Annotated in this window: 25 protein-coding genes and 1 pseudogene; 16 read left to right on the top strand and 10 right to left on the bottom strand. The window is 72.9% G+C overall.

Translation table 11 applies throughout. The features are described 5' to 3' along the window. The first annotated feature begins 251 nt into the window (after window positions 1-251). The 3 genes from QMZ92_RS02255 to QMZ92_RS02245 all read left to right on the top strand — a co-directional run bounded on the left by QMZ92_RS02255 (window position 252) and on the right by QMZ92_RS02245 (window position 3141). Complete coding sequence (locus QMZ92_RS02255; protein ID WP_502961967.1) at window positions 252-1349, top strand: segregation and condensation protein A; 1098 nt, start codon at window positions 252-254, stop codon at window positions 1347-1349. Between the two features lie 137 nt (window positions 1350-1486). Continuing rightward, a complete protein-coding gene (gene scpB / locus QMZ92_RS02250) occupies window positions 1487-2059 on the top strand; it encodes an SMC-Scp complex subunit ScpB (RefSeq protein ID WP_234043270.1) in 573 nt (190 codons plus the stop codon). Then, complete coding sequence (locus QMZ92_RS02245; protein WP_283295505.1) at window positions 2059-3141, top strand: pseudouridine synthase; 1083 nt, start codon at window positions 2059-2061, stop codon at window positions 3139-3141. Before scpB ends, QMZ92_RS02245 begins: the two co-directional genes overlap by 1 nt. Window positions 3142-3299: 158 nt before the next feature. Here QMZ92_RS02245 and QMZ92_RS02240 read toward each other — a convergent pair whose 3' ends face one another. Further along, window positions 3300-4187, bottom strand: coding sequence for a 1-aminocyclopropane-1-carboxylate deaminase/D-cysteine desulfhydrase (locus tag QMZ92_RS02240; protein WP_283295504.1), 888 nt, complete (start codon window positions 4185-4187; stop codon window positions 3300-3302). Between the two features lie 263 nt (window positions 4188-4450). Here QMZ92_RS02240 and pnuC point away from each other — a divergent pair, with 263 nt between their 5' ends. From pnuC to QMZ92_RS02220, 4 genes are read left to right on the top strand one after another with little or no spacing between them, the layout of a single operon-like run. Then, window positions 4451-5137 (top strand): nicotinamide riboside transporter PnuC, encoded by a 687-nt coding sequence (gene pnuC, locus QMZ92_RS02235; RefSeq protein ID WP_283295503.1) that lies wholly within the window; start codon window positions 4451-4453, stop codon window positions 5135-5137. After that, window positions 5134-6240, top strand: a complete 1107-nt coding sequence (locus QMZ92_RS02230) for an AAA family ATPase (RefSeq protein ID WP_283295502.1) — start codon at window positions 5134-5136, stop codon at window positions 6238-6240. The genes pnuC and QMZ92_RS02230 overlap by 4 nt, the downstream gene beginning before the upstream one ends. Continuing rightward, entirely contained in the window at window positions 6237-6965 is a 729-nt protein-coding gene (locus tag QMZ92_RS02225) for an NUDIX hydrolase (protein ID WP_283295501.1), read from the top strand. Before QMZ92_RS02230 ends, QMZ92_RS02225 begins: the two co-directional genes overlap by 4 nt. Next, window positions 6962-8002, top strand: coding sequence for an ADP-ribosylglycohydrolase family protein (locus tag QMZ92_RS02220; protein ID WP_283295500.1), 1041 nt, complete (start codon window positions 6962-6964; stop codon window positions 8000-8002). Before QMZ92_RS02225 ends, QMZ92_RS02220 begins: the two co-directional genes overlap by 4 nt. Before the next feature lie 90 nt (window positions 8003-8092). Here the strand turns inward: QMZ92_RS02220 and QMZ92_RS02215 are convergent, their stop codons facing one another. The 6 genes from QMZ92_RS02215 to QMZ92_RS02190 all read right to left on the bottom strand — a co-directional run bounded on the left by QMZ92_RS02215 (window position 8093) and on the right by QMZ92_RS02190 (window position 11881). Continuing rightward, on the bottom strand, window positions 8093-8842 hold the full coding sequence (locus QMZ92_RS02215; protein WP_283295499.1) for a nucleotidyltransferase domain-containing protein: 750 nt from the start codon (window positions 8840-8842) through the stop codon (window positions 8093-8095). A gap of 142 nt (window positions 8843-8984) precedes the next feature. Further along, window positions 8985-9377 carry a VOC family protein gene (locus QMZ92_RS02210; protein ID WP_283295498.1) on the bottom strand — a complete coding sequence of 131 codons (393 nt, stop codon included), beginning with the start codon at window positions 9375-9377 and terminating at the stop codon, window positions 8985-8987. Further along, entirely contained in the window at window positions 9374-9676 is a 303-nt protein-coding gene (locus QMZ92_RS02205) for an ArsR/SmtB family transcription factor (protein ID WP_283295497.1), read from the bottom strand. Before QMZ92_RS02205 ends, QMZ92_RS02210 begins: the two co-directional genes overlap by 4 nt. Window positions 9677-10066: 390 nt before the next feature. After that, the gene (locus QMZ92_RS02200) at window positions 10067-10588 is read right to left on the bottom strand and encodes a QcrA and Rieske domain-containing protein (RefSeq protein ID WP_283295496.1); all 522 of its coding nucleotides are present in this window, start codon (window positions 10586-10588) and stop codon (window positions 10067-10069) included. Beyond that, window positions 10585-11181: a DUF6529 family protein gene (locus QMZ92_RS02195; RefSeq protein ID WP_283295495.1), complete on the bottom strand. Its 597-nt coding sequence runs from the start codon at window positions 11179-11181 to the stop codon at window positions 10585-10587. Before QMZ92_RS02195 ends, QMZ92_RS02200 begins: the two co-directional genes overlap by 4 nt. Window positions 11182-11200: 19 nt before the next feature. Beyond that, window positions 11201-11881 carry a hypothetical protein gene (locus QMZ92_RS02190; protein WP_283295494.1) on the bottom strand — a complete coding sequence of 227 codons (681 nt, stop codon included), beginning with the start codon at window positions 11879-11881 and terminating at the stop codon, window positions 11201-11203. Between the two features lie 163 nt (window positions 11882-12044). On the opposite strand from QMZ92_RS02190, the gene QMZ92_RS02185 reads away from it, so the two are divergent. The 6 genes from QMZ92_RS02185 to der all read left to right on the top strand — a co-directional run bounded on the left by QMZ92_RS02185 (window position 12045) and on the right by der (window position 17129). After that, a complete protein-coding gene (locus tag QMZ92_RS02185) occupies window positions 12045-12497 on the top strand; it encodes a YidB family protein (RefSeq protein ID WP_283295493.1) in 453 nt (150 codons plus the stop codon). A gap of 200 nt (window positions 12498-12697) precedes the next feature. Next, the gene (aroH, locus tag QMZ92_RS02180) at window positions 12698-13060 is read left to right on the top strand and encodes a chorismate mutase (protein WP_283295492.1); all 363 of its coding nucleotides are present in this window, start codon (window positions 12698-12700) and stop codon (window positions 13058-13060) included. After that, the gene (locus QMZ92_RS02175) at window positions 13057-14142 is read left to right on the top strand and encodes a prephenate dehydrogenase (protein WP_283295491.1); all 1086 of its coding nucleotides are present in this window, start codon (window positions 13057-13059) and stop codon (window positions 14140-14142) included. Before aroH ends, QMZ92_RS02175 begins: the two co-directional genes overlap by 4 nt. Window positions 14143-14285: 143 nt before the next feature. Beyond that, entirely contained in the window at window positions 14286-14966 is a 681-nt protein-coding gene (cmk, locus tag QMZ92_RS02170) for a (d)CMP kinase (RefSeq protein ID WP_269731202.1), read from the top strand. Between the two features lie 53 nt (window positions 14967-15019). Beyond that, window positions 15020-15607 carry a lysophospholipid acyltransferase family protein gene (locus QMZ92_RS02165; RefSeq protein WP_283295532.1) on the top strand — a complete coding sequence of 196 codons (588 nt, stop codon included), beginning with the start codon at window positions 15020-15022 and terminating at the stop codon, window positions 15605-15607. 73 nt (window positions 15608-15680) lie between these two features. After that, window positions 15681-17129: a ribosome biogenesis GTPase Der gene (der, locus tag QMZ92_RS02160; protein ID WP_283295490.1), complete on the top strand. Its 1449-nt coding sequence runs from the start codon at window positions 15681-15683 to the stop codon at window positions 17127-17129. Between the two features lie 177 nt (window positions 17130-17306). Here the strand turns inward: der and QMZ92_RS02155 are convergent, their stop codons facing one another. Then, window positions 17307-17600 carry a hypothetical protein gene (locus QMZ92_RS02155; protein ID WP_502961972.1) on the bottom strand — a complete coding sequence of 98 codons (294 nt, stop codon included), beginning with the start codon at window positions 17598-17600 and terminating at the stop codon, window positions 17307-17309. 115 nt (window positions 17601-17715) lie between these two features. Beyond that, the gene (locus tag QMZ92_RS02150) at window positions 17716-18549 is read right to left on the bottom strand and encodes a DUF8842 C-terminal domain-containing protein (RefSeq protein ID WP_283295488.1); all 834 of its coding nucleotides are present in this window, start codon (window positions 18547-18549) and stop codon (window positions 17716-17718) included. A 342-nt stretch (window positions 18550-18891) separates the two neighbouring features. On the opposite strand from QMZ92_RS02150, the pseudogene QMZ92_RS02145 reads away from it, so the two are divergent. The 3 genes and pseudogenes from QMZ92_RS02145 to QMZ92_RS02135 all read left to right on the top strand — a co-directional run bounded on the left by QMZ92_RS02145 (window position 18892) and on the right by QMZ92_RS02135 (window position 21651). Then, a pseudogene (locus QMZ92_RS02145) lies at window positions 18892-20174 on the top strand (glycosyltransferase). Continuing rightward, window positions 20171-20485, top strand: coding sequence for a hypothetical protein (locus QMZ92_RS02140; protein ID WP_283295487.1), 315 nt, complete (start codon window positions 20171-20173; stop codon window positions 20483-20485). Before QMZ92_RS02145 ends, QMZ92_RS02140 begins: the two are co-directional and overlap by 4 nt. 200 nt (window positions 20486-20685) lie before the next feature. Then, window positions 20686-21651, top strand: coding sequence for a helix-turn-helix transcriptional regulator (locus QMZ92_RS02135; RefSeq protein ID WP_283295531.1), 966 nt, complete (start codon window positions 20686-20688; stop codon window positions 21649-21651). On the opposite strand, the gene ctaD is transcribed toward QMZ92_RS02135, so the two are convergent. Continuing rightward, window positions 21602-23326 (bottom strand): aa3-type cytochrome oxidase subunit I, encoded by a 1725-nt coding sequence (gene ctaD / locus QMZ92_RS02130; protein WP_283295486.1) that lies wholly within the window; start codon window positions 23324-23326, stop codon window positions 21602-21604. The two genes, QMZ92_RS02135 and ctaD, sit on opposite strands and share 50 nt — an antisense overlap. Between the last annotated feature and the right edge of the window lie 414 nt (window positions 23327-23740).

The raw sequence follows: 23740 nt of genomic DNA, 5'->3' as shown, positions 1-23740 counted from the left end.
CCCCCGGTTCCGCTCCGGGTCGCGCAGACCGCCCTGGAGAGGCGTCCTCCGGCCCGGGGCGGACCCCGCCTCATGACGGTGGGGTCGGCGACGACGGGCCCGGGGCGGCGTCCAGCGCACCCGAGCCGGGCCGGCAGCGCGGGCACGACCCCGATTCCGGACGCGACGGCTCCGCCACCGCCCCGGCCGAGGAGCGGGAGCCCGCGCCCGCTCCGGTCAGAGCCTCTGTTCCGGTTCCGGTTTCCGTTCCGGTGCGGGCGTCCGCTCCGGCCTTCGTTCCCGCTCCCGTTCCTCCTCCCGCTCCCCAGGAGGGTGCCGCCGAGCCGGCGGCACCCCGGGAGGACGCCGAAGCGGCCGGTACCCCTTCGACCGGCTCCGACGGCGCCACGGACCCGCGCGGCCGGGACGGGGGTCCGCCCCCCGGCGCCGTCGCGGCGGCCGGATCCGGGGCCGGCGTTTCCGCGGTCGTCCTCGCGGACACGGTCCACGACACCGCCGCCGCGCCTGACGGGTCCACCGAGCCCCACGGGCCGGCGGCGGAGACCGTCGACGACGGGCGGTTCACGGTGCGGCTCGCGAACTTCGAGGGACCGTTCGACCTGCTGCTGCAGCTGATCTCGAAGCACAAGCTCGATGTCACCGAGGTCGCCCTCTCCAAGGTCACCGACGAGTTCATGGCGCACATCCGAGCCATGGGACCCGACTGGGACCTCGACCAGACCACCGAGTTCCTGGTCGTCGCCGCGACCCTGCTGGACCTGAAGGCCGCCCGGCTGCTGCCGGCCGCCGAGGTGGAGGACGAGGCTGACCTCGCGCTCCTGGAGGCGCGGGATCTGCTGTTCGCCCGGCTGCTCCAGTACCGCGCGTACAAGCAGGTCGCGGAGATCTTCGCCGGCAGGCTCGACGAGGAGTCGCGGCGGTACCCCCGTACCGTCGGCCTGGAGGACCACCACGCCGAACTGCTTCCCGACGTCGTCATCAGCATCGGCGCGGAGGGCTTCGCCAAGCTCGCGGTCAAGGCGATGCAGCCCAGGCCGAAGCCGCAGGTGTACGTGGACCACATCCACGCACCGCTCGTGAGCGTGCGCGAGCAGGCCGAGGTCGTCGTGGGCCTGCTGCGCGAACGCGGCAGGGCGAGCTTCCGGGAGCTGACCGACGGGGTGACGGACACCCTCACCGTGGTCGCTCGGTTCCTCGCCCTGCTGGAGCTCTATCGTGAGAGGGCCGTCGTCCTGGACCAGGAGGACGCCCTGGGGGAGCTGGTGGTCACCTGGGCCGGCGGCGAGGCCGGCGCGCACGTCACGGACGAGTTCGACCGGACCCCCGAGAGCATGGAGGACAAGGCGTGAGCGACGCCCTCGAACAGCCCGCCGCGCCCGGGACCCGTACCGCAGCCGCGCCCGGGGCCCGGACCGCCACCACGCCCGGGAACGGGGAGGTCCCCGTGGACCGGCCGGCCGTCAAGCCGGCACTCGAGGCCGTTCTCATGGTCGTCGACGAGCCGGCCACCGAGGAGCACCTCGCCAAGGTCCTCGAGCAGCCCCGCCGCGCCGTCGCCGACGCCCTGCGCGAGCTCGCGGACGAGTACACGGTCCAGGGCCGCGGCTTCGAGCTGCGGCTCGTCGCCGGTGGCTGGCGCTTCTACACCCGCCCCGAGCACGCCGCCGCCGTCGAGCGCTTCGTCCTCGACGGCCAGCAGGCCCGGCTCACGCAGGCCGCCCTGGAGACGCTGGCCGTCGTCGCGTACCGGCAGCCCGTCAGCCGCTCCCGGGTCTCGGCGGTGCGCGGAGTGAACTGCGACGGCGTCATGCGCACCCTCCTCCAACGCGGTCTGGTCGAGGAGGCGGGCGCGGAACCCGAAACAGGTGCGATCCTGTACAGGACGACGAACTACTTCCTGGAGCGGATGGGCCTGCGCGGCCTGGACGAGCTCCCCGAGCTCGCGCCGTTCCTCCCCGAGGCGGAGGCGATCGAGGCCGAGACCCAGGAGGGTGTCCCGTCGTTCGATCCGGACGCCCCGGACACAGACGCAGACGACACGACGACGACGGAACTTTGATGCGAAGCAGCGGCAGGAACAGCAGCGGACGCGGCGACTACCGGGGTGCCGGTGGGGGCGCCGCCCGGTCGAGGAGCGGGGGGCAGCGCGACGACAAGCCGAAGCGCGCGGGCAAGCCCCGTCCCGAGGAGCGCCGCTACGACGTCGGGGGCTCGGCGTCCGAGGGCCCGAAGAAGGGGCGCGGCGCGGCCGCCCGGGGCGGCGCCAAGGGGGGTCCGAAGCAGTCCCCGCAGCGCGGTGGCGGGCGTACGGCCCCCGCCCGCTCCCGTGAGTACGAGACCCGTGCCGAGGAGCGCAACCGCGAGCGCTACGCGAACAAGCCCCGGACCGGCACGCCCAAGACGTTTCCGGGTGCCGAGCAGGAGGGCGAGCGGCTGCAGAAGGTGCTCGCCCGCGCCGGCTACGGTTCGCGGCGCGCCTGCGAGGAGCTGATCGACATGGCCCGTGTCGAGGTCAACGGCGAGATCGTGACCGAGCAGGGGCTGCGCGTCGACCCGGCCAAGGACGAGATCAAGGTCGACGGACTGACGGTCGCCACGCAGTCGTACCAGTTCTTCGCGCTCAACAAGCCGGCCGGGGTCGTCTCGACCATGGAGGACCCGGACGGGCGTCAGTGCCTCGGGGACTACGTCACCAACCGCGAGACCCGTCTGTTCCACGTCGGGCGACTCGACACCGAGACCGAGGGCATCATCCTGCTCACCAACCACGGCGAGCTGGCGCACCGGCTGACGCACCCGAAGTACGGCGTGCAGAAGACCTACCTCGCCGCGGTCCAGGGCCCCCTCCCGCGCGAGGTCGGCAAGCGCCTCAGGGAAGGCATCCAGCTGGAGGACGGGTACGCCCGCGCGGACCACTTCCGGGTCGTGGAGCAGACCGGCAAGAACTACCTCGTCGAGGTCACGCTGCACGAGGGCCGCAAGCACATCGTCCGCCGCATGCTGGCCGAGGCGGGTTTCCCCGTCGACAAGCTCGTACGGATCGCTTTCGGCCCGATCGCGCTCGGCGACCAGAAGTCCGGCTGGCTGCGCCGGCTGAGCAACACCGAGGTCGGCATGCTGATGAAGGAAGTCGGGCTCTGACACCTGCCGTTCCCCGGCGGTGAGCGTCGGGGAACGCCTTCCGCCGTTCTCCCGCGGGCGGTGAGCGGCGGCGGGAGAACGGCACCCCCGGGCGCCCGGATCCCGGGCGCCCGCCCGCCGTCCTGAGCGGTGGGCGCCGGCTGTCCGCGCCCCGCGGGTCAGGCGCTGTCCCGGGGGCCGTGGGTCTGGAGGAACAGTACGGGCCCGCCGCCGAACCGGCCGCCGTCGGCCATGTCCAGCAGGGCGCCCAACGCCTTGGCCGTGTAGACGGGTTCGAGTTCCAGCCCCGCCTTCTCCGCGGCCAGGCGCCGGGCCTCCAGCGCCCGCGGCGTGGGATGCCCGTAGCCGGGGCCCAGCCAGTCCCGTACCAGCGTCACGTCGTCGGGTGCGACCACCTCGCCGGGCAGGTCCGCTCCCCGTGCGCGCAGCAGCCGTTCCGTCCGCCCGGCCAGGGCGGCGACGGTGCGTGCGTCGAGTCGGAGGGTGTCGTTGACGACCACGCCGACGACCCGGGTGCGCTCCAGGCCGGCGAGCCGGAGGCCGAGGGCGAGCCCGGCCGCGGTCCCTCCCGAGCCGACGGCGGTCACGATGTGGGACGGCTCGGGAAGAGCGCCCGCGGCCACCTGCTCCGCCAGTTCGAGTGCCGCCTCCGCACAGCCGAGGGTGCCGACCGGGGACGAGCCGCCGGCGGGCAGGAAGTACGGCAGGTGCCCGTGCGTCGAATGGCGCAGGAAGAGCCAGGGCGCGGCGGTGTTCGTCCGGGCCTTCGTGCGGGTGAAGTGGAGGGTGGCACCGGAGCGGCGCAGCCGATCGAGCCGGCGCCGGACATGGTCTTCGGCGGGCTGGTCGATCAGGGCGACGGCCGTCCGCAGTCCCCGTTCGCTCGCGTAGAGGGCCGTGGCCAGACCCCAGTTGGTGCCGGTGCCGCCCACCGTGAGGATCGTGCGGGCTCCGCGGCGGCGCACGTCGGGGAGGATCCACTCCAGCTTGCGGACCTTGTTCCCGCCCCAGCCCCCGGAGCCGTACCCGCTCTCGTCCTGCACCACAGAGGGATCGGGCCGGTGAGACCCGCCAGTTCGCGCACGGGCGTCGGCCCGTCTCCGAGCGGCTCACGGGGAGTGTCCCGGACAACTCGGGGAAGCGCCGGTGCAGCAACGGCCCGTTCATTCCAGCCTGGTCCCTTTGCCACTGTGCGGCCCGTGCGGCGGTGCCCGCGCCGGGCGCCGCTCCCCAGCCTTCCGTCGTTGTGCTTGTCGGGCCACCCCTTCCCCCTTTATAGTCATAGTGACTCTAAAAGAAGGGAGCGGTCGTGAGCCCCTCGGACGTACTCGCACCGCTCCAGCAGCCGCTGTTCACGTTGCTCGGCACGCCGGTCGGCTGGACCGAGGTGCTCGGCTTCGGCAGCGGGGCGCTGTGCGTCTGGCTCGTCGCCCGGCAGCACATCGCCAACTGGCCCGTCGGCATCGCCAACAACGTCCTCTTCGTCCTGCTCTTCACCCAGGCCGGCCTGTACGCCGACGCGGGGCTGCAGGTCGTCTTCATCACCCTCGCCGTGTACGGCTGGTGGACCTGGACCCACGGGGGTGGACCAGGCTCCGACGCCCTCCCGGTGCGCCGCACCACGCGCACCGAGTGGACGTGGCTGCTCGCGGCGGGGGTGGTGGGGACAGTCGCGCTGACGCTGCTCCTGGACCGCGCCACCGACTCGGACGTCCCGTTCTGGGACGCGCTGACCACCGCGCTGTCCCTGACGGCGACGTACGGGCAGTGCCGCAAGCGGCTGGAGTCCTGGTGGCTGTGGATCGCGGCGGACGTGGTCTACGTGCCCCTGTACGCGTACAAGGAGCTGTACCTCACCGCGCTGCTGTACATCGGCTTCCTGACGCTCTGCGTCCTCGGGCTGCGGCACTGGTCGCGGGACCTGGCCGCGCGGCGCGCGCTGCCGGTGCCCGACGGCGGAACGCGGAAGGACACGACCGCGGAGGTGACGACGTGAAGCGCTACCGGCACGGTCTCGTCCTCGGCAAGTTCTACCCGCCGCACGCGGGCCACCACCACCTCGTACGGACCGCCCGCGACCGCTGCGACCGGCTGACCGTCCTCGTCTGCGCCGCGTCCGTGGAGTCGATCCCGCTGGACGCGCGGATGGCGTGGATGAGCGAGGTGCACCCGGACGTCCGGGTGGTCGGCGCCATCGACGACATCCCCGTCGACATCGCCGACCCGGCGGTCTGGGACGCGCACATGGCGGTTTTCCGCTCGGCCGTCCCCGGGCGCGTGGACGCCGTCTTCACCTCCGAGGCGTACGGGGACGAACTGGCCCGCAGGTTCCGCGCCGACTCGATCTGCGTCGACCCGGGGCGCACGGTCTTCCCGGTCTCCGGCACGGCCGTGCGCAACGACCCCGTCGGCTGCTGGGACTTCCTGGAGCCGCCCGTACGGGCCGCCCTCGCCCGGCGCGTGGTCGTCCTCGGCGCGGAGTCCACCGGCACCACCACCCTCGCCGAGGCGCTCGCCGCCCACTACCGGGCACGCGGCGGGGTCTGGTCGCGCACCGCCGCCGTGCCCGAGTACGGCAGGGAGTTCAGCGAGCGGAGACTGGCCGCCCTGCGGACCGAACGGCCCGGTGCCACCTGGTCGGACGTGCGGTTCGACGGCGACGACTTCCCGCTGATCGCCCGGCGCCAGACCGAACTGGAGAACGCCGCCGCCCGGATCGGCTCCCCGGTCCTGATCTGCGACACGGACGCCTTCGCCACCACCGTCTGGCACGAGCGCTACCTGGGCGGCAGGCACGAGGAGGTCGCCCGGATCGCCGCCGCCGGACGGGGCGACCTCTGGCTGCTCACGGACCACGAGGGAGTGCCCTTCGAGGACGACGGGCTGCGCGACGGCGAGCATCTGCGGCCGTGGATGACCGCCCGGTTCGCCGAGGAACTCACCCGTACCGGAAGGCGGTTCATCACGGTCACCGGCCCGCACGAGCAGCGGCTCGCCACGGCCGTCGGCGCCGTCGACGAACTGCTCGCCGACGGCTGGCACTTCGCCGACCCCCTGCCCACCCGCGGCGGGGACGCCCCCGTGCCGGAGCTCCGATGACCGTCGAGGGATACGACCCGAGGGCCTTCCCGCCCTTCGCCGTCACCGTGGACCTCGCCGTCTTCACGGTCCGCGACGGCGAACTGCACGTCCTGCTGATCGAGCGCGGCGCCGAGCCGTACAAGGGCGCCTGGGCGCTGCCCGGCGGATTCATCCTCCCGAAGGAGTCCGCCGGGCAGGCAGCCCGCCGCGAACTCGCCGAGGAGACCGGCCTGTCGGCGAGCACCGTCGCCGGCCTCCACCTGGAGCAACTGCGCACCTACAGCGATCCCGACCGCGACCCGCGGATGCGCGTCGTGTCGGTCGCGTACACCGCCCTCGTGCCCGATCTGCCCGAGCCGCGCGGCGGCGGCGACGCCGCGCACGCCCGCTGGGTGCCCCACGGAGGACAGGGCCGTCTCGCCTTCGACCACGAGCGCATCCTCGCCGACGCCCACGAACGCGTCGGCGCCAAGCTCGAGTACACCGGCCTCGCCACCGCCTTCTGCCCCGCCGAGTTCACCCTCGGCGAGCTGCGGCAGGTGTACGAGACCGTCTGGGGCGTCGAGCTCGACCGCCCCAACTTCCGGCGCAAGGTCCTCACCACGCCCGGCTTCGTGGAAGCCGTCGAAGGAGGCGCGCGCCTGACCGGCGGCCGGGGAAAGCCGGCCGCGCTCTACCGCGCGGGGCCGGCGAACGCCCTGCACCCTCCGCTACTGCGACCGGAAGGACGGCATTCGACATGACGGACACGACCGACCTGGCGGCGACGAGGACCGCCACCAAGCAGGCCGCCACCGGCACCCTGGTCGGGCTGGCGCTCGGCGACGCGCTCGGCTTCCCCACCGAGTTCAAGGACGTGCCCTCGATCCTCGCCACGTTCGGGCCCTGGCGCGCCATGGACCTGCCGAGGCCCGCGATCGTCACCGACGACACCCAGATGACGCTGGCCCTCGCCCGCGGCATCCGCACGGCCACGGACCGGGGACTGCTCGCCCCGCTGCGGCTGACCCGGCCGGTGCGCGAGGAGTTCGTGGACTGGTACCACTCGCCCGACAACAACCGCGCACCCGGCCGCACCTGCCTGGTCGCCTGCCACAAGCTCGACAGCGACATGCCCTGGCAGGAGGCCAGCCAGATCGCGTCCAAGGGATGCGGGGCCAACATGCGCGTCGCGCCCGTCGGGCTGGTGCCCGGCCTCAGCGACGGGCAGCGCGCCGGAGCCGCCCAGCTCCAGGCCGCGCTCACCCACGGCCACCCGACCGCGCTGGCCGCCTCCGACCTCACGGCGCGGGCCGTGTACCTGCTCGCCCGCGGCACGGAACCGCTCGGCCTCGTCGGACGGCTCCGGTCGTACGCGTACGAGAACCGCTCGCGCTACCACCACGGCTGGCTCGGCGACCTCTGGACGTACGCCCACGACGCCACGCCGGAGGCGTTCATCGAACGCGGCTGGGACGAGTGCCTGACGGTGCTGGAGCGCCTGGCCGGCGCTCTGCGCGACGCCGACCCGGAGACCGATCCGTGCCTCGCCACCGGGGACGGCTGGATCGCGGAGGAGGCCCTCGCGACCGCCCTGCACTGCTTCCTGCTCTTCCCCGAGCAGCCGCTGACGGCGCTGCGCCGGGCTGCCTGCACCCGGGGCGACTCCGACTCGATCGCCTGTCTCGCCGGCGCCTTCGCCGGGGCCCACCTCGGTGCCCGGGCCTGGCCCAAGGAGTGGGAGGAGCGCATCGAGTACCGGAGCGAACTGCTGACGCTGGGTGCCCTCTGGGACGCTTGAGGTTTCCCCGTCTCGGACGTTCGTCCGGCCGAGGCCGCGGCGGGCCGTGTGCCGGAGCGGCCGCCCTCACCCGAGGCCCGGGCGCGCTCGTCAGCCCCCGACGAGGCCACCGCCCGCGACGGCCTGCACGACTTCGCCGTCCGGAACCGGCTCAGCCGCCCGCAGCGCTGACGCCCGCCGTACCCGGACCAGGAAGTCCTCGACCCGCGCCCGGTCCGGTTCGGCCGGGAGCGGGCTTCCGGCCGTCGCCGCATCGGCCTCCTCGGACAGTCGGGTCATCCAGGACTCGACCTCCCGCCAGGGCACTTCGCCCCGCTTCACGGCGAGCAGCCGCTCGCGGTCGTCGCCCACGTCGATCACCAGCCGGCCCGTGCGGAGCAGGTCGCGGCAGCTCGCCAGCAGCCGCAGCAGGTGCATCGCGTGCTTCCAGCGCGGAACGCCGTACTGCCGTACATCGGCGTCCAGTTTGCGCCGCTGGCCGAGGGCGTAGCGGACGAACGTCCCGTGGGCCTGCCGGGAGAGGAACGCGTCGCGCAGCGCCAGCAGTTCGCGGCCGGTGTCGTCGACGCGCTCGACGAGCGGTGAGTGCAGGCACTCCAGGACGTTCGGATCGGCCCGCAGCGCCAGTTCGCAGAAGCGTTCCAGCTCCCACGAGAACTGCTCCTCCGCGGGCCCCTCGGCGTGCGTCGGCGGCTTGTCGAAGCGCCAGTACAAGGCGGTGGGCGCGAGGAAGACACCGCGCAGGTCGGTGTCACTGCCGTCCGTGGCCAGGCCGAAGGCCCGTGAACCCATCACGCAGGAGTAGATCGTGTGGTCGCGCACCAGGTCCCCGGGAGTCATGGGCGAAGGCTACGCCACCCCTGTCCGCGGGCCGGGGCGCCCGCGGACGGGGCTCGCGGGCGCGGTGGGCGGACGCTCCCGGCCCGCACGGTGGCGGCGCAGGAGCGGACCGTCCGGGAGAGCCCCGTACGCGGCCGGGCGCCTACCGCGGCCGCGTCGCGATCTGGATGAGGTTGCCGCAGGTGTCGTCGAGGACGGCGGTGGTGACGGGGCCCATCTCCAGGGGCTTCTGGGTGAAGCGGACGCCGAGGGCGCTCAGCCGCTCGTACTCCGCCTCCACGTCGTCGACGGCGAACTGGGCGAGCGGGATGCCGTCCTCGACGAGCGTGTCGCGGTAGGTCCTGGCGGCCGGGTGGCGGGCGGGCTCCAGGAGGAGTTCGGTGCCGCCGGGCTCCTCGGGGGAGACGACGGTCAGCCACCGGTCCTGCTTGCCCACCGGGACGTCGTGCTTCTTCACGAAGCCGAGGATCTCGGTGTAGAAGCGCAGGGCCTTGGCCTGGTCGTCGACGAAGACGCCGGTCAGATGGATCTTCATGGGGTGCCGTCCTCCGGTTCCGGTGTGTCGGGTACGAGCCATCGCTCGGCGATGTGCCGCAGCGGGTCCGTGTTCAGGTCGTGGAACTTGTAGCGGCCCTCCCGCCTGGTCTCGACGAGCCCGGCGGCCTCCAGCACGGCAAGGTGCTGGGAGACCGCCTGGCGCGAGATGCCGAGCCCGTGCCTCATGCTCAGGCGCGCACAGATCTCGAACAGCGTCTGCCCGGACCTCTCCGCGAGCTCGTCGAGGATGGTGCGGCGGGTGGGGTCGGCCAGGGCTCTGAAGAGGTCGTCGGCCACGACCGCAGAATAGGCAAGTGTTGACTTGCCTATCAAGTCATGGTGCGCCGCGCCCCCGGTCCGCCCGCTGCGCCGGCGGACATGGGCCCGCGGGCGGTGGGGACGCGGTGGGCGGACCGGGCGGCTCCGGGGCGGTCGGCGGCGAAGCACCGGCGGCTGGTGCCGCGTCGGGCGACGTCCGACGCCGCGGCGTCCGGCGCCGCCGTGCCGGGTGCCCGGCACGGCGGCTCGCGGCGTTGCCGGATCAACCGGGCAGGCCCACCACGAGGCCGGTCCGGCGCCTGGCGGTCCTTCCCCTCGGCGGGAGGCCCGGCGAGAGCCCGTGCGCCGGACGCCGCTCCCGGACGGGCAAACCCTGCCCGATGCGGCACCGGGTTCCGGAGGGCGGACTCAGCCGAGCCGGATCTCGCCCCCGGACACGGTGATCCGTTTCCTCTCCAGCGGCCGCGTCGCCGGGCCCTCCACCACCGCGCCGTCCCCGGCACCGAACCTGCTTCCGTGGCAGGGGCAGTCGATGGTCCCGTTCCCGACCTTGTCGACGAGACAGCCCTGGTGGGTGCAGACGGCCGAGAACGCCTTGAAGTCTCCCGCCACGGGCTGCGTCACCACGACCTTCTCGGCCTTGAAGACCTTCCCGCCGCCCTCCGGCACCTCGGACGTGGCGCCGAGCCGCACGCCTCCGTCCGCCGGGGGCGGCGTCACGCCACCCGTCCGCTCCCGTGCGGGCGGCGGGGACGCCCCGCCGCCGCTCTCCTCGCCGTACCGGCTGCAGCCCGCAGCGGTCACCGCCAGGGCGCCCGCCACCCCGGCCCGAACCACCGTCCGCCGGGCCGCGCCCTCCCCACCGGTGCGGCGGGTCGCACCCCCGGCCGTCCCGCAGCCGTATCCGTCGTCCGCTCTGCCGTCCGTCATGCCGTCGCTCCGAAGGTGCGGAAGAACCACAGCGCCGAGGTGAGCCACAGGACCGTGAGTACGGCGAAGACCAGTCCGCCGACGACGGGCAGCAGCCACCCGGGCAGCCGCTCCATGCGCAACAGCAGCATCTTCGCGCTGAACGCGCCGAAGAAGAAGCACCCGAGCAACGAGTGCCAGGCGGCGCGGGCGCTCTGCGTCTGGTAGCCCAGGGCGTACAGGCAGTGCACCGCCACCGGTACCGCGAGGAGGAAGGCCACCCGGCCCGACCAGCGGTGCAGAACCGGCGTCCAGGAGCCGGGCCGTACGCCCGGCAGCCTGCCGTACATCGCGAGCGCCGAGCCGAGTTGCACCAGCCCGAACGCGAACGCCGCCGTCGCCAGCCACGACTTCACCGCGCCGGTGCTGCTGAATCCGGCGAGGTTGAACGCGGTCCCCGCAGGGTCGTGGAACCTGCCGTACACCCCGAGGACCACCGCCACCGCGGCTCCGACCAGCACCGGGACGGCCCAGCGGGCCGCGCCGCCCAGGCTCCTGCCGTCCGGCCCGCCGGGCGGCAGGTCCTGGGTCCGTGCGTTCGGGTCCACGCTCATGGATGCACCTCGGGGACGCTCAAGGGGTGACGGGGCGGGCGGTGATCTGCTCGCCGTCGATCGTGACGGCGCCCGTCCCGGGGGCGATCGGGGGAGCGGCGGCCGGCTCGCCGTCGCGGTTGACGATGCCGACCTGGCGGCCGTTCTGCAGCACGATCCACCCGCCGTCGACCTTGGTCCCGCGCACCTCGGTGGTGGCGCGGTAGACGCCGGCGGGCCCGGCCGCCCGGGCGGCGGTGAACGGATGGCCGGCGTTCTGGACCGTGACTGTTCCGTCGACCCGGTCCTCGTTCACGGTGCCGTCGAGCGTCGCCCCGGTCTTGCTCCGCAGCCGCATGCTCCCGTCCGCGGCCACGTCGCCGCGCAGCCACGCCTCCTGGGTGCGGCCGTCGCAGTAGTACGCGACCGCCTTCCCCTTGCGCAGCGTGATGGCGACGGAGGCCCGGTCGTCCTGGGTGCGCCCCGCGTACTTGGCGTCCGGGGGCGGCGTCGGGGACGGCGACCGGACCGCGGGCACCCTCGGCTGCACGGGCGGACTGGCCGGCGGGGTCGTCGCGGCAGCCGGGCTCGGGGGCGGGCTCACGGCCGACCGGTCGAGCGAGGTGGGAGCGGGTTCTCCGGTCGTGGCGTTGAACGACAGCATGAACAGGCCGAGCAGTAGTCCGGTGAACAGCGTGATCAGCGGCCCTGCGCGCTTCATCGGCGCCTCCCGCGGGGACGACCGGGCAGTGGGATGTCCATGCAAGCCGAGGTCACAGCCCGTGTCCAACGGGGCCACGCTCGGTGGTAGCCCGAGTGGCGGCGGGTGTCGCCGTGGGTGACATTGACCGTTGTCCACCATTTCCCGCGCGAAAGGCAGGACCATGGCGGGTAACGATCTCGGCGGCCTTCTGGGCGGTCTCCTCGGCGGCGGGCAGGGCGGGTCCTCCGGCGGGAACGTCCTGGGCGCGCTCATCGGCGCGCTCGCCGGTGACGGCAAGGCCGGACCGACGGGAGCGGCGGGAGTGGCCGCGGGCGGGGTCGACGGCAATCCGCTCGGCGCGCTGCTCGACGTGCTCGCCCGGTCCGGTCTCGCGGACCGGGCGCAGTCCTGGATCGGCACGGGACAGAACCAGCAGGTCAGCGGCGTGCAGATCGCCCAGGTGCTGCCGAAGGAGACCCTCGACAAGGTCGCCCGCGACACGGGAGTGACACCCCGGCAGGCAGCCGACCGGATCGCAGAGTCCCTGCCGCAGGCCGTCGTCAGGCTGACCCCGTCCGGGCAGCTGCCGCGGGGCGCCTCACTGGAGGAGATCATCCGGCAGCAGCGGATCTGACGGGGCGGAGCCCTCTCGCCGGTCCGCGGCGGCCGCGCCCCGCGTCTCGCGGGCCGGTCGCCCCGGTCCCGCGTCAGGGCGGCTGACCGGTGCCGCGTCTGCCGGGGTCCGCCCCGGCAGGCCCTGCCCGGCGCGGCACTAGGCTGATCGGAGCATCCGCGAATCTGTGGCCGCGGAGCGAGGCGCAGGAGGAGCACGAGGTGGCGGTACGAGCCGTCCGGGGAGCCGTCCAGCTGGAACGGGACGAGGCCGGGCACATGGAAGAGCAGGTCGGTGAACTGCTCTCCGCCATCCTGGAGCGCAACGGGCTCACGGCGGACGACCTGATCAGCATCTGGTTCACGGCCACGCCGGATCTCCACAGCGACTTCCCGGCCGCCGCCGCTCGCGGCCTCGGCATCGTCGACGTTCCCCTCATCTGCGCCCAGGAACTCGACATCGCCGGAGCGATGCCGCGCGTCGTGCGCATACTCGCCCACATCGAGTCCGACCTGCCCAAGTCCCGGATCGCGCACGTCTACCTCGGTGCCGCCGCCGCCCTTCGCAAGGACATCGCCCAGTGAGAACCGCCCTCGTCATCGGAACCGGCCTGATCGGCACCTCGGCGGCCCTCGCGCTCGCCGGGCGCGGGGTCACCGTCCACCTCACGGACCACGACCCAGCGCAGGCGAGGACCGCGGCCGCGCTCGGCGCGGGCACCGACGAGCCCCCCGAGGCCCCCGTCGACCTCGCTGTCGTCGCCGTGCCGCCCGCCCACGTGCCCGCGACGCTCGCCGAGGCCATGCGCACCGGGATCGCGCGCGGCTACCTCGACGTCGCCAGCGTCAAGGGCGGGCCGCGGCGCGAACTGGAGGCGCTGGGCGTCGACATGTCGGCGTACATCGGCACGCATCCCATGTCCGGCAAGGAGCGGTCCGGGCCGCTTGCGGCCACCGCCGATCTCTTCGAAGGGCGGCCCTGGGTGCTCACGCCGACCCGGGAGACCGACACCGAGGTGCTGAACCTGGCGCTGGAGCTGGTCGCGCTCTGCCGCGCCGTCCCCGTCGTGATGGACGCGGACGCCCACGACCGCGCGGTCGCGCTGGTCTCGCACACGCCCCAGCTGATCTCGTCCATGGTCGCTGCGCGGCTGGCCGACGCGGACGAGACGGCCGTACGCCTGTGTGGGCAGGGCATCCGCGACGTGACCCGGATCGCGGCCTCCGACCCCCGGATGTGGATCGACATCCTCTCCGCCAACCCCGGACCCGTCGCCGACGTCCTCGCGGGCGTCGCCGCGGACCTGGGCGAGACGGTGCGCGCCCTGCGCGCCCTGCAGTCCTCCGACGAGGACAAGCGGCGCGAGGGGGCGGGCGGGGTCGAGGACGTCCTGCGCCGCGGCAACACGGGCCGCGAAAGGGTCCCCGGCAAGCACGGCGCCGCCCCGGCCGTGTACGAGACCGTCGCCGTCCTCATCAGCGACCGGCCGGGTGAGCTCGCCCGCATCTTCGCCGACGCGGGCAGCGCGGGCGTCAACATCGAGGACGTCCGTATCGAGCACGCGACCGGGCAGCAGGCGGGTCTGGTCCAGCTCATGGTGGAGCCCTCGGCCGCCCCCGTGCTGGCGGCGGCGCTGCGGGAGCGGGGCTGGGCGCTGCGCCAGTGATCCCTGGGGCGGTTGCTTCCCGGGCCCTGTCGGCCGGTCCGGGAAGCGGTGCATGGGGCCCCTCGCGCACTCGGTAACCTTGTGCAGGGCACCTTGGCATTCCGGCCTGCCCGCACACCAGCTTCAGGAAGGTCTCCGACACCGTGGAATCCGTGATCGTCGCCATCGACGGCCCCTCCGGCACGGGCAAGTCGAGCACCTCCAAGGCGGTCGCCGCAGAGCTGGGTCTCAGCTACCTGGACACCGGCGCCCAGTACCGGGCGATCACCTGGTGGATGCTGACCAACGGCGTCGACGTGGACGACCCGGCGGCCGTCGCCACCGTCTGCGACAAGCCGGTGATCGAGTCCGGCACGGATCCGCTCGCCCCGACGATCAGCGTCGACGGCGCGGACGCCTCCGGCCCGATCCGTACCCAGGACGTGACCTCCAAGGTGAGCGCCGTCAGCGCGGTCCCCGAGGTGCGCGCCCGGATCACCGAGCTGCAGCGGACCATCGCCGGGGCCGCCGAGAAGGGCATCGTGGTCGAGGGCCGGGACATCGGCACCACAGTCCTCCCCGGCGCCGATGTGAAGATCTTCCTCACCGCCTCCCCCGAGGCCCGCGCGGCCCGCCGCAGCGGGGAGCTGAAGGGCAAGGAGGCGAGTGATGTCGCGTCCACCCGCGAGGCGCTGATCAAGCGGGACGCAGCAGACTCCAGCCGGAAGACCTCCCCGCTGGCCAAGGCGGACGACGCCGTCGAGGTCGACACCACCGATCTCACGCTCAAGCAGGTCATCGAGTGTGTCGTCGCTCTCGTTGAGGAGAAGCGGGCCGCGAAGTGACCGTTCCGTCCGCGAGAGGCGCCGCCGTCGGCCGGGGCATCGGCATCGGCCTCATGAACACGCTGTGGCGGCCCCGGGTGCTCGGCGCGTGGCAGGTGCCCGCCACCGGTCCGGTGATCCTCGCCGTCAACCACGCCCATTACATCGACGGGCCCATGCTCATGGGCACGTCGCCCAGGCCGGTGCACTTCCTGATCAAGAAGGAGGCGTTCGTCGGCCCCCTCGACCCGTTCCTGATCGGGATCGGGCAGCTGAAGGTGGACCGTTCGAGCCCGGACCGGACCGCCGTGACCAACGCCCTCGGTGTGCTGGAGAGCGGCGGCGTCCTCGGGATCTTCCCCGAGGGCACCCGGGGCGACGGCGACTTCACCTCGATCCGCGCCGGACTCGCCTACTTCGCCGTGCGCTCCGGGGCGCCGATAGTGCCGGTCGCCGTGCTGCGGAGCAGCGAGCGCGGAGGACGGCTGATACCGGCGCTGCCCCCGTTGCGCAGCCGCTGCGACGTCGTCTTCGGCGAGCCCTTCGAGCCCGGCGACGGCAGCGGGCGGCGCACCCGCAAGGCGCTCGACGAGGCGACCGTACGCATCCAGGAACGACTCACCGCCCACCTGGGAAACGCCAAGCGCCTCAGCGGCCGCTGAGCGAGACTTCAGTAGTGAGCCGCGGCCGCACGGGCCCGGTTCACCGACCACGAATGAACGAGGAACGGACTTCATGAACGACCAGCACGACCACGGGGCACTCGGCGACACCGAGTACACGGAGTTCATGGAGCTCGCCGCGGAGGAGGGCTTCGACCTCGAGGACGTCGAAGGCGCCATCGAGGAGGCCGGCCACGGCCCGCTGCCCGTCCTCGCCGTCGTCGGCCGTCCCAACGTCGGCAAGTCGACCCTGGTGAACCGCTTCATCGGGCGCCGCGAGGCCGTCGTCGAGGACAAGCCCGGGGTCACCCGTGACCGGGTCACCTACGAGGCCGAGTGGGCGGGCCGCCGTTTCAAGGTCGTCGACACCGGTGGCTGGGAGCAGGACGTCCTCGGCATCGACGCATCCGTGGCCGCCCAGGCCGAGTTCGCCATCGAGGCCGCCGACGCCGTCGTCTTCGTCGTCGACGCCACCGTCGGCGCCACCGACACCGACGAGGCCGTCGTGAAGCTGCTGCGCCGTGCGGGGAAGCCCGTCGTGCTGGCTGCCAACAAGGTCGACGGCCCGTCCGCCGAAGCAGACGCCGCCATGCTCTGGTCCCTGGGTCTGGGCGAGCCGTTCCCGGTGTCCGCGCTGCACGGCCGTGGCACCGGCGATCTGCTCGACGAGGTCCTCAAGGCCCTCCCCGACGCCCCCGCCCAGACCTTCGGCACCGCCGTTGGCGGCCCGCGCCGTATCGCTCTCATCGGCCGTCCGAACGTCGGGAAGTCGTCCCTGCTGAACAAGGTGGCGGGCGAGGAGCGGGTCGTCGTCAACGAGATGGCCGGCACCACCCGCGACCCCGTCGACGAACTCATCGAACTCGGCGGTATCACCTGGAAGTTCGTGGACACCGCGGGCATCCGCAAGAAGGTGCACCTCCAGGAGGGTGCGGACTACTACGCCTCGCTGCGCACCGCGGCCGCCGTCGAGAAGGCCGAGGTCGCCGTCGTACTGATCGACACCAGCGAGTCCATCTCGGTCCAGGACCAGCGGATCATCACCATGGCCGTCGAGGCGGGCCGTGCGCTCGTGATCGCGTACAACAAGTGGGACACCCTCGACGAGGAGCGCCGCTACTACCTGGAGCGCGAGATCGAGACGGAGATGCAGCAGGTCTCCTGGGCGCCGCGGGTGAACGTCTCGGCCGCGACCGGCCGGCACATGGAGAAGCTGGTCCCGGCGATCGAGACGGCACTGGCGGGCTGGGAGACCCGGGTGCCGACCGGCCGGCTCAACGCCTTCCTCGGCGAGCTGGTCTCCGCCCACCCCCACCCGATCCGCGGCGGCAAGCAGCCCCGGATCCTGTTCGGTACGCAGGCGGGCACCAAGCCGCCGCGCTTCGTGCTCTTCGCCTCCGGCTTCCTGGAGCACGGCTACCGCCGCTTCGTGGAGCGCAGGCTGCGCGAGGAGTTCGGCTTCGAGGGCACCCCGATCCACATCTCCGTGCGGGTCCGGGAGAAGCGCTCCAAGAAGAGGTGACGCGCGGGAGCGCGCCGCACGCAGGGTACGGCTGGTGCACAGCGCGCCCACCCGGTGCCCGGACGGTCCGAGGCGCGCGCACTCCGCCTCTCCCGCACGAATGCGGGGCGGCGCACTCGGCACACACGCGGAACGGCCGGGACGAATGCCGTCCCGGCCGTTCCGCATTGTGCCGCCTCACAGCCCCCTGCGGGGCGCGGGCGGCAGCGCGCGGGCGTGGAGCCCTGCTGCGTGCTGCCGGATCCCGGCCGGCCAGGGGCTGAGCCGACCGCCGGCGACGGAGCCGAGACCGGCGCCGTCGTCGTGCCTGCCGGTGCCGAAGCTCCTGAAGGCGAGATCCTCCTCGCCCGTACGGTCACCGGGCAGTGTCCGGAAGGCCCTTCGGTACTCGGAGTACAGCGCGTCGTAGATCGGGGTGGCCGAAGCGTTCCGGCTCTCGTACGGCCGGCGGGTGGGGTCGTCTGTGTGCACATAGGAGCCAACGACCCCGATCCCCGTCGGATGCGGGCCCATCCCGGAAAACGCAGTTCGGCGGGGGTACGGGGGGCGCACGCCCGGATCCGCCTCCGGCACCGGCCCGTAGTCCTCAGGTGCCCGCGAGCGGCATCGCCGCGGCGACCAGCCGACCGTTCGCAGCGGCCTTGTCGAGCGCGTCGCGGAGCAGGTCCTCGCGCGGCTGCTGGCCGATCGAACCGACCGGGGCGGCGAAGACGAGGACCTTGTGCGACTTGTTGGCGGCGGTGCGCCAGCCGTCCGTCACCTGCAGCGGCTGGTGGGCCTGCCACCAGGCGGCCTGGCCGCTCCCGCCGGTGCCCGGCTGGAGCACGGCGTGCAGCTGTCCCATCGCGAGCAGCACCGACCACCCGTGCAGCACGGGGGGCAGCTGGTCGACCGTGGAGACCGGCAGGAAGCCCTGCTCGATCAGCAACGGCAGGAAGTCGTCGCCGCCCTCGCCGAGGCTGCCGGGCCGGGCGATGGGTGCGGTCGGCTCCACGACGAGCGCGGGGTGCAGCTCGTCGCCGATCAGGACCAGGCCGCTGGTCACCCCGAGCACCGCCTGCTCCTGCGGCGCGGCCGGCATGCCGTGGCCGGGGTGATGGCCCGGGTGGACCGACTGTGGCCGGTGGGCGGCCGGGGCCGCGGCCTCGCCGGTGATGGAGCGGACGGCGCCCTTGAGCTGTTCCTCGGCGACCTGGACGACCTGGGAGGGGATGCAGCTGGCGTGGGCGAAGGCGAGGACGGCGGTCTCCTCACCGACGAACAGCACGGTGCTGGTCCGCTCCTGCTCGGAGTCGCCCGGGGTGCGGCAGGAGGTGCAGTCGTAGTTGCCCGGGGCGTTCTCGCCGGCGAGCAGCCGGTCGGCTTCTTCGTCGCCGATCTCGGCGCGTACGTCCTCGCTGACGTCGAGCATGCGCGGCACGGGTTGCTCCTCGGACTCGGTGCGTGGTGGTGCGCCGGGCGGTTCCCGGCTCGCAACGAGCACAACGGGAGACTCGGGGCAAGGGTCACGCGACGGGGTCCTCCGGCCGACAGATCGCCACGTAGATACATCGACAAATCGTGAACGACCGCCGCCCGGCGGCGACACGCCGGTCCGCGCCGCCCGTTACGCACGGCCACGGCATGCCGACAGGACGGGAGCGGCCGGATCGCCCACAGTGGGGACCGGACGGGGAACCCAGTACCCCGGCCACCCTCCGGATCCCCGGACCCGGGCGAAGTCCCGTCCCGGCCACCACATCGCCAGGGGGAGCGGCACCGCATGCACATCTCGTTCCTGCTCCACAACGCCTACGGAATCGGCGGGACGATCCGCACGACGTTCACCCTCGCCGCCACCCTGGCCGAGCGGCACGACGTGGAGATCGTGTCGGTCTTCCGCCACCGCGAGGAGCCGACCCTGGGCGCGCCGCCGGGTGTGACCATGCGTCACCTCCTCGACCTCCGGCAGGGCAGCCCCACCTACGACGGCACCGACCCCGATTACACCCGCCCCGCCCGGGTGTTCCCGCGAGGCGACGGACGCTGGAAGCAGTACAGCCGTCTCACGGACACGCGCATCGCCGCGCACCTGAGGTCCCTGCGGGCCGACGTCGTCGTCGGCACCCGCCCCGGGCTCAACGTCCACATCACCCGCCAGGCCCCCCGCGACCCGGTCCGCGTCGGCCAGGAGCACCTGACCCTGGACAGCCACGACTACCGGCTGCGCCGCGAGATCGCCCACCGGTACGCCCTGCTCGACGCGGTCACCACCGTGACCGAGGCCGACGCCCGGGCCTACCGGACGCGTCTGCGGCTGCCGGACGTACGGATCGAGGCCGTGCCCAACAGCGTGCCGGCGCCGGCCGTGCCCCCGCGGACGCGGACAGCACCTGGGTCGTCGCGGCCGGCCGGCTGCTCAAGGTCAAGCGCTACGACCTGCTCGTCAAGGCCTTCTCCAAGGTCGTCGCAGCGCGCCCCGACTGGCGGTTGCGGATCTACGGCGGCGGCGACGCCACCGGCAACGAGCGCGAGGCGCTGCTGGCCCTGATCGCCCGGCGCGGTCTGCACGAACACGTCTTCCTGATGGGGCCGGTCCACCCGCTGGAGCCGGAGTGGGTCAAGGGCTCCATCGCCGCGGTGACCTCGGACAGGGAGTCCTTCGGCATGACGATCGTCGAGGCGATGCGCTGCGGACTTCCCGTCGTCTCCACCGACTGCCCGCACGGCCCGCGCGAGATCATCGAGGACGGCGTCGACGGACTGCTCGTACCCGTCGGCGACGAGGACGCGTTCGCCGACGCCCTGCTCGCCCTGATCAACGACGACGAAATGCGGCGGAGGGCCGGGGCGGCGGCACGGAAGGCGTCCGGGCGGTTCGACCCGGCGCGGATCGCCGAGCGGCACGAGGCGCTGTTCGCCGAGTTGGTCGCCCGGGGCGCGCGCGTCCGCCCCCGCTCCGCGCTCCGGGACGTCGCGCACCGCTCGCGCGGCGCCGTACTGGACGCGGCGTACGCACTGCGGTACCGGGCGGCCGATGCCGTCCGCAAGGGGAGGCCGGCATGACCGCGCCCACCGGGGGAGGGGCGGCGCCGCGCACCGACTGCATCGCCGACGCGGCAGGCGGAGTCACCTTCGACATCGCCGGCACCGGTGCCCCGGACGCCTCGCTCGTCCTGCGCCGGCGCGGCGGCACCGCGGACACCGTCCGGCTCCCGCTCACCCCGGCGGGCGGCAGCCACTCCCGGACCGTGCTGCCCGGCACCGCCGAACTCGCGGAGGGCACCGGGACGCGTACACGGACGACGGATCGGCCGTCGCGCCCGGCATCCGCGATCTGCGGGCACTGGCCGGCCGGGTCCCGGAGGCTGGCCTGATCACCGCCCGGATCCCGTACCCGACCGCCGAGGGGCGGATGGCGGAGCGCTGCGTACGGGGACGAGTCCCCGCCTTGCGGTGCACCGCATCTGACGCCGCGCGCCGGTCCCCGGGGATTGCGGACAGCCTTGGACCGCGCCACCCGTGAGATCCCGTATCAGGACGGCGGATGTCCGCGATCGGCGGCAGACTCGCCCCCATGCTGGAGACCTCGGCGCGACTTCTGCGTTTGCTGTCCTTGTTGCAGGCCCACCGTGAATGGTCCGGGGCCGAACTCGCCGACCGGCTCGGCGTCACCGCGCGCACCGTGCGCCGGGACGTCGACCGGCTGCGTGAACTCGGCTACCCGGTCAACGCCAGCCCGGGCACCGGCGGCGGCTACCAGCTCGGAGCCGGTGCCGAACTGCCGCCCCTGCTGCTCGACGACGAGGAGGCCGTCGCCGTCGCCGTCGGGCTGCGCACCGCGGCGGGGAACGGCGTCGAGGGCATCGGGGAGGCCTCCGTACGCGCCCTGGCCAAGCTCGAACAGGTGCTGCCCCACCGGCTGCGCCGCCGGATCGGCGCGCTCAACGCCTTCACGGTGCCGATGCTGCGCGCACCGCGGGACCAGGCGGATCCCTCCGTCCTGACCGAGCTGGCGAACGCCTGCCGCGACGGCGAGCGGCTGCGCTTCGCGTACCGCGACCACAACGGCTCGACGAGCCGCCGGACCGTCGATCCCCACCGGCTCGTCTGCACCGAGCGCCGCTGGTACCTCGTCGCCTGGGACGTCGACCGCGAGGACTGGCGTACCTTCCGCGTCGACCGGGTCACCCCTAAACCGCCGCACGGGCCGCGCGTCCCGCCGCGCACCCCGCCCGCCGAGGACCTCGCCGCCTACGTGTCCCGGGGGGTGTCGACGGCGACGTACGCGGAGACGGCGGTGATCAGGCTGCTGGTACCCGTCGAGCGTGCGGCCGCGGTCGTGTCGCCGTCCACCGGGGTGCTGGAGGCCGAGGGACCGGGCAGCTGTCTGCTGCGCACCGGTGCCGGAAGCCTGGACGTGATGGTCGTTCACGTGGCCCTGACGGGCTTCGACTTCGAGGTGGTCGAGCCGGTGGAGCTGACCGGGCACATCAGGACCGTCCGGGACCGTCTGGGCCGGGCCCTGGACGCCGCCGGCTGACGTCGTCGTGCGGGGGCTCCGGCACGGCCGGACGCAGTGGGGCGAACTCCGGGTGGTGCAGGTCGAACGCGGGTGACTCGGAGCGCACCCGGGGGATGGTGGTGAAGTTGTGCCTCGGCGGCGGGCAGGACGTCGCCCACTCCAACGACCGGCCGAACCCCCACGGGTCGTCGACGGTGACCTTCTCGGCGTACTTCCGGGTCTTCCAGACGTTGTAGAGGAACGGCAGCGTGGACGCGCCGAGCAGGAAGGCGCCGATCGTGGAGACGGTGTTCAGCGCGGTGAAGCCGTCGGCGGCCAGGTAGTCGGAGTACCGGCGCGGCATGCCCTCCGCACCCAGCCAGTGCTGGACCAGGAAGGTGATCTGGAAGCCGAGGAAGAGCGTCCAGAAGTGGATCTTCCCCAGGCGCTCGTCGAGGAGCCTGCCGGTGAACTTCGGCCACCAGAAGTAGAAGCCGGCGAACATCGCGAAGACGACCGTGCCGAAGACCGTGTAGTGGAAGTGGGCCACGATGAAGTACGAGTCGGTCACGTGGAAGTCCATCGGCGGCGAGGCGATGATGACGCCGGTCAGCCCGCCCAGGAGGAACGAGACCAGGAAGCCGACCGCCCACAGCATGGGCGTCTCGAACGACAGCGAGCCCTTGAGCATCGTGCCGCTCCAGTTGAAGAACTTCACCCCGGTCGGCACGGCGATCAGGAACGACAGCAGCGAGAAGAAGGGCAGCAGCACGGCGCCGGTGGCGAACATGTGGTGGGCCCACACCACCACCGAGAGCCCGGTGATCGCCATCGTGGCCCCGACGAGGGTCAGATAGCCGAAGACCGGCTTCCTGGAGAACACCGGGATGATCTCCGTGATGATGCCGAAGAACGGCAGCGCGATGATGTAGACCTCGGGATGGCCGAAGAACCAGAACAGGTGCTGCCACAGCAGCGCGCCGCCGTTCCCCGCCTCGAAGACCACCGAGCCGAACCGCCGGTCCGACTCCAGCACCAGCAGCGCCGCCGCCAGGACCGGGAAGGCCACCAGCACCAGGATCGTCGTGAAGAGGATGTTCCAGGTGAAGATCGGCATCCGGAACATCGTCATCCCCGGCGCCCGCATCCCGATGATCGTCGCCAGGAAGTTCACGGACGTGAGGATCGTGCCGAAGCCGGACAGGGCGAGGCCCATGATCCACAGGTCGATGCCGGCGCCGGGGGAGCGTTCCAGGCTGTTGAGCGGCGCGTACGCGGTCCAGCCGAAGGCGGCGGGGCCGGTCGGTACCAGCAGTGAGCCGAGCACCATCAGCCCGCCGAAGAGGAACAGCCAGTACGAGAGCATGTTCAGCCGCGGGAAGGCCACGTCCGGCGCGCCGATCTGCAGCGGCACGATCTCGTTGGCGAAGCCCGCGAAGGTCGGGGTCGCGAAGAGCAGCAGCATGATCGTGCCGTGCAGGGTGAACGCCTGGTTGAACGTCTGGTTGGTGACCAGTTGGAGCCCGGGCCGGGCCAGCTCCGCCCGCATCAGCATCGCCATCAGCCCGGCGATCAGGAAGAAGACGAAGGACGTGACCAGATAGAGGTGCCCGATCTTCTTGTGGTCGGTGGTCGTCAGCCAGTCCACGACCACCCGGCCCCGCCGGCGCACCGGCGCCGGTGAGGCGGCGGCCTCGGCGGTGTCCGTGCGCATGCGCCGATGCTAGCCACGGGGCTCGGTACGAGCCGGTGGGACACGGAACGGGGCGCGGTGCGATACGCGTACGGGTGAGCGACCGGTTCGTCCGGGACCGTCACCTGTTCGTCCGGAACCGTCACCTGTTCGTCCGGAAGCATCACCGGTTCGTCCGGAAGTAGGACACGCGTAAAGCGTGATGAATTCGTGCTGCGTGGACGGCCGGGGAAAGTACGCGGCGGACGCAATTCACGGTCCCGGACGGGACGATGCGGCAATGGTTCGGAAATTCCGTGGGAATTTCTGTGCGAGCAACCCGGATTGCCCGTACTGATGATCGAGCCCGGGCTAAACGCATGTCGTGAACCTGTGACAGAAGCGTGACCGGTGGGGTATGTGGGGCGGGGGATGCGTGCGACACCGCTCTTCCGC

This window comes from Streptomyces sp. HNM0645 (assembly GCF_030056615.1).
GTDB lineage: Bacteria > Actinomycetota > Actinomycetes > Streptomycetales > Streptomycetaceae > Streptomyces > Streptomyces marianii.
The sequence above is the reverse complement of the archived record's forward strand: the minus strand, read 5'-3'. Positions and strand labels throughout refer to the sequence as shown.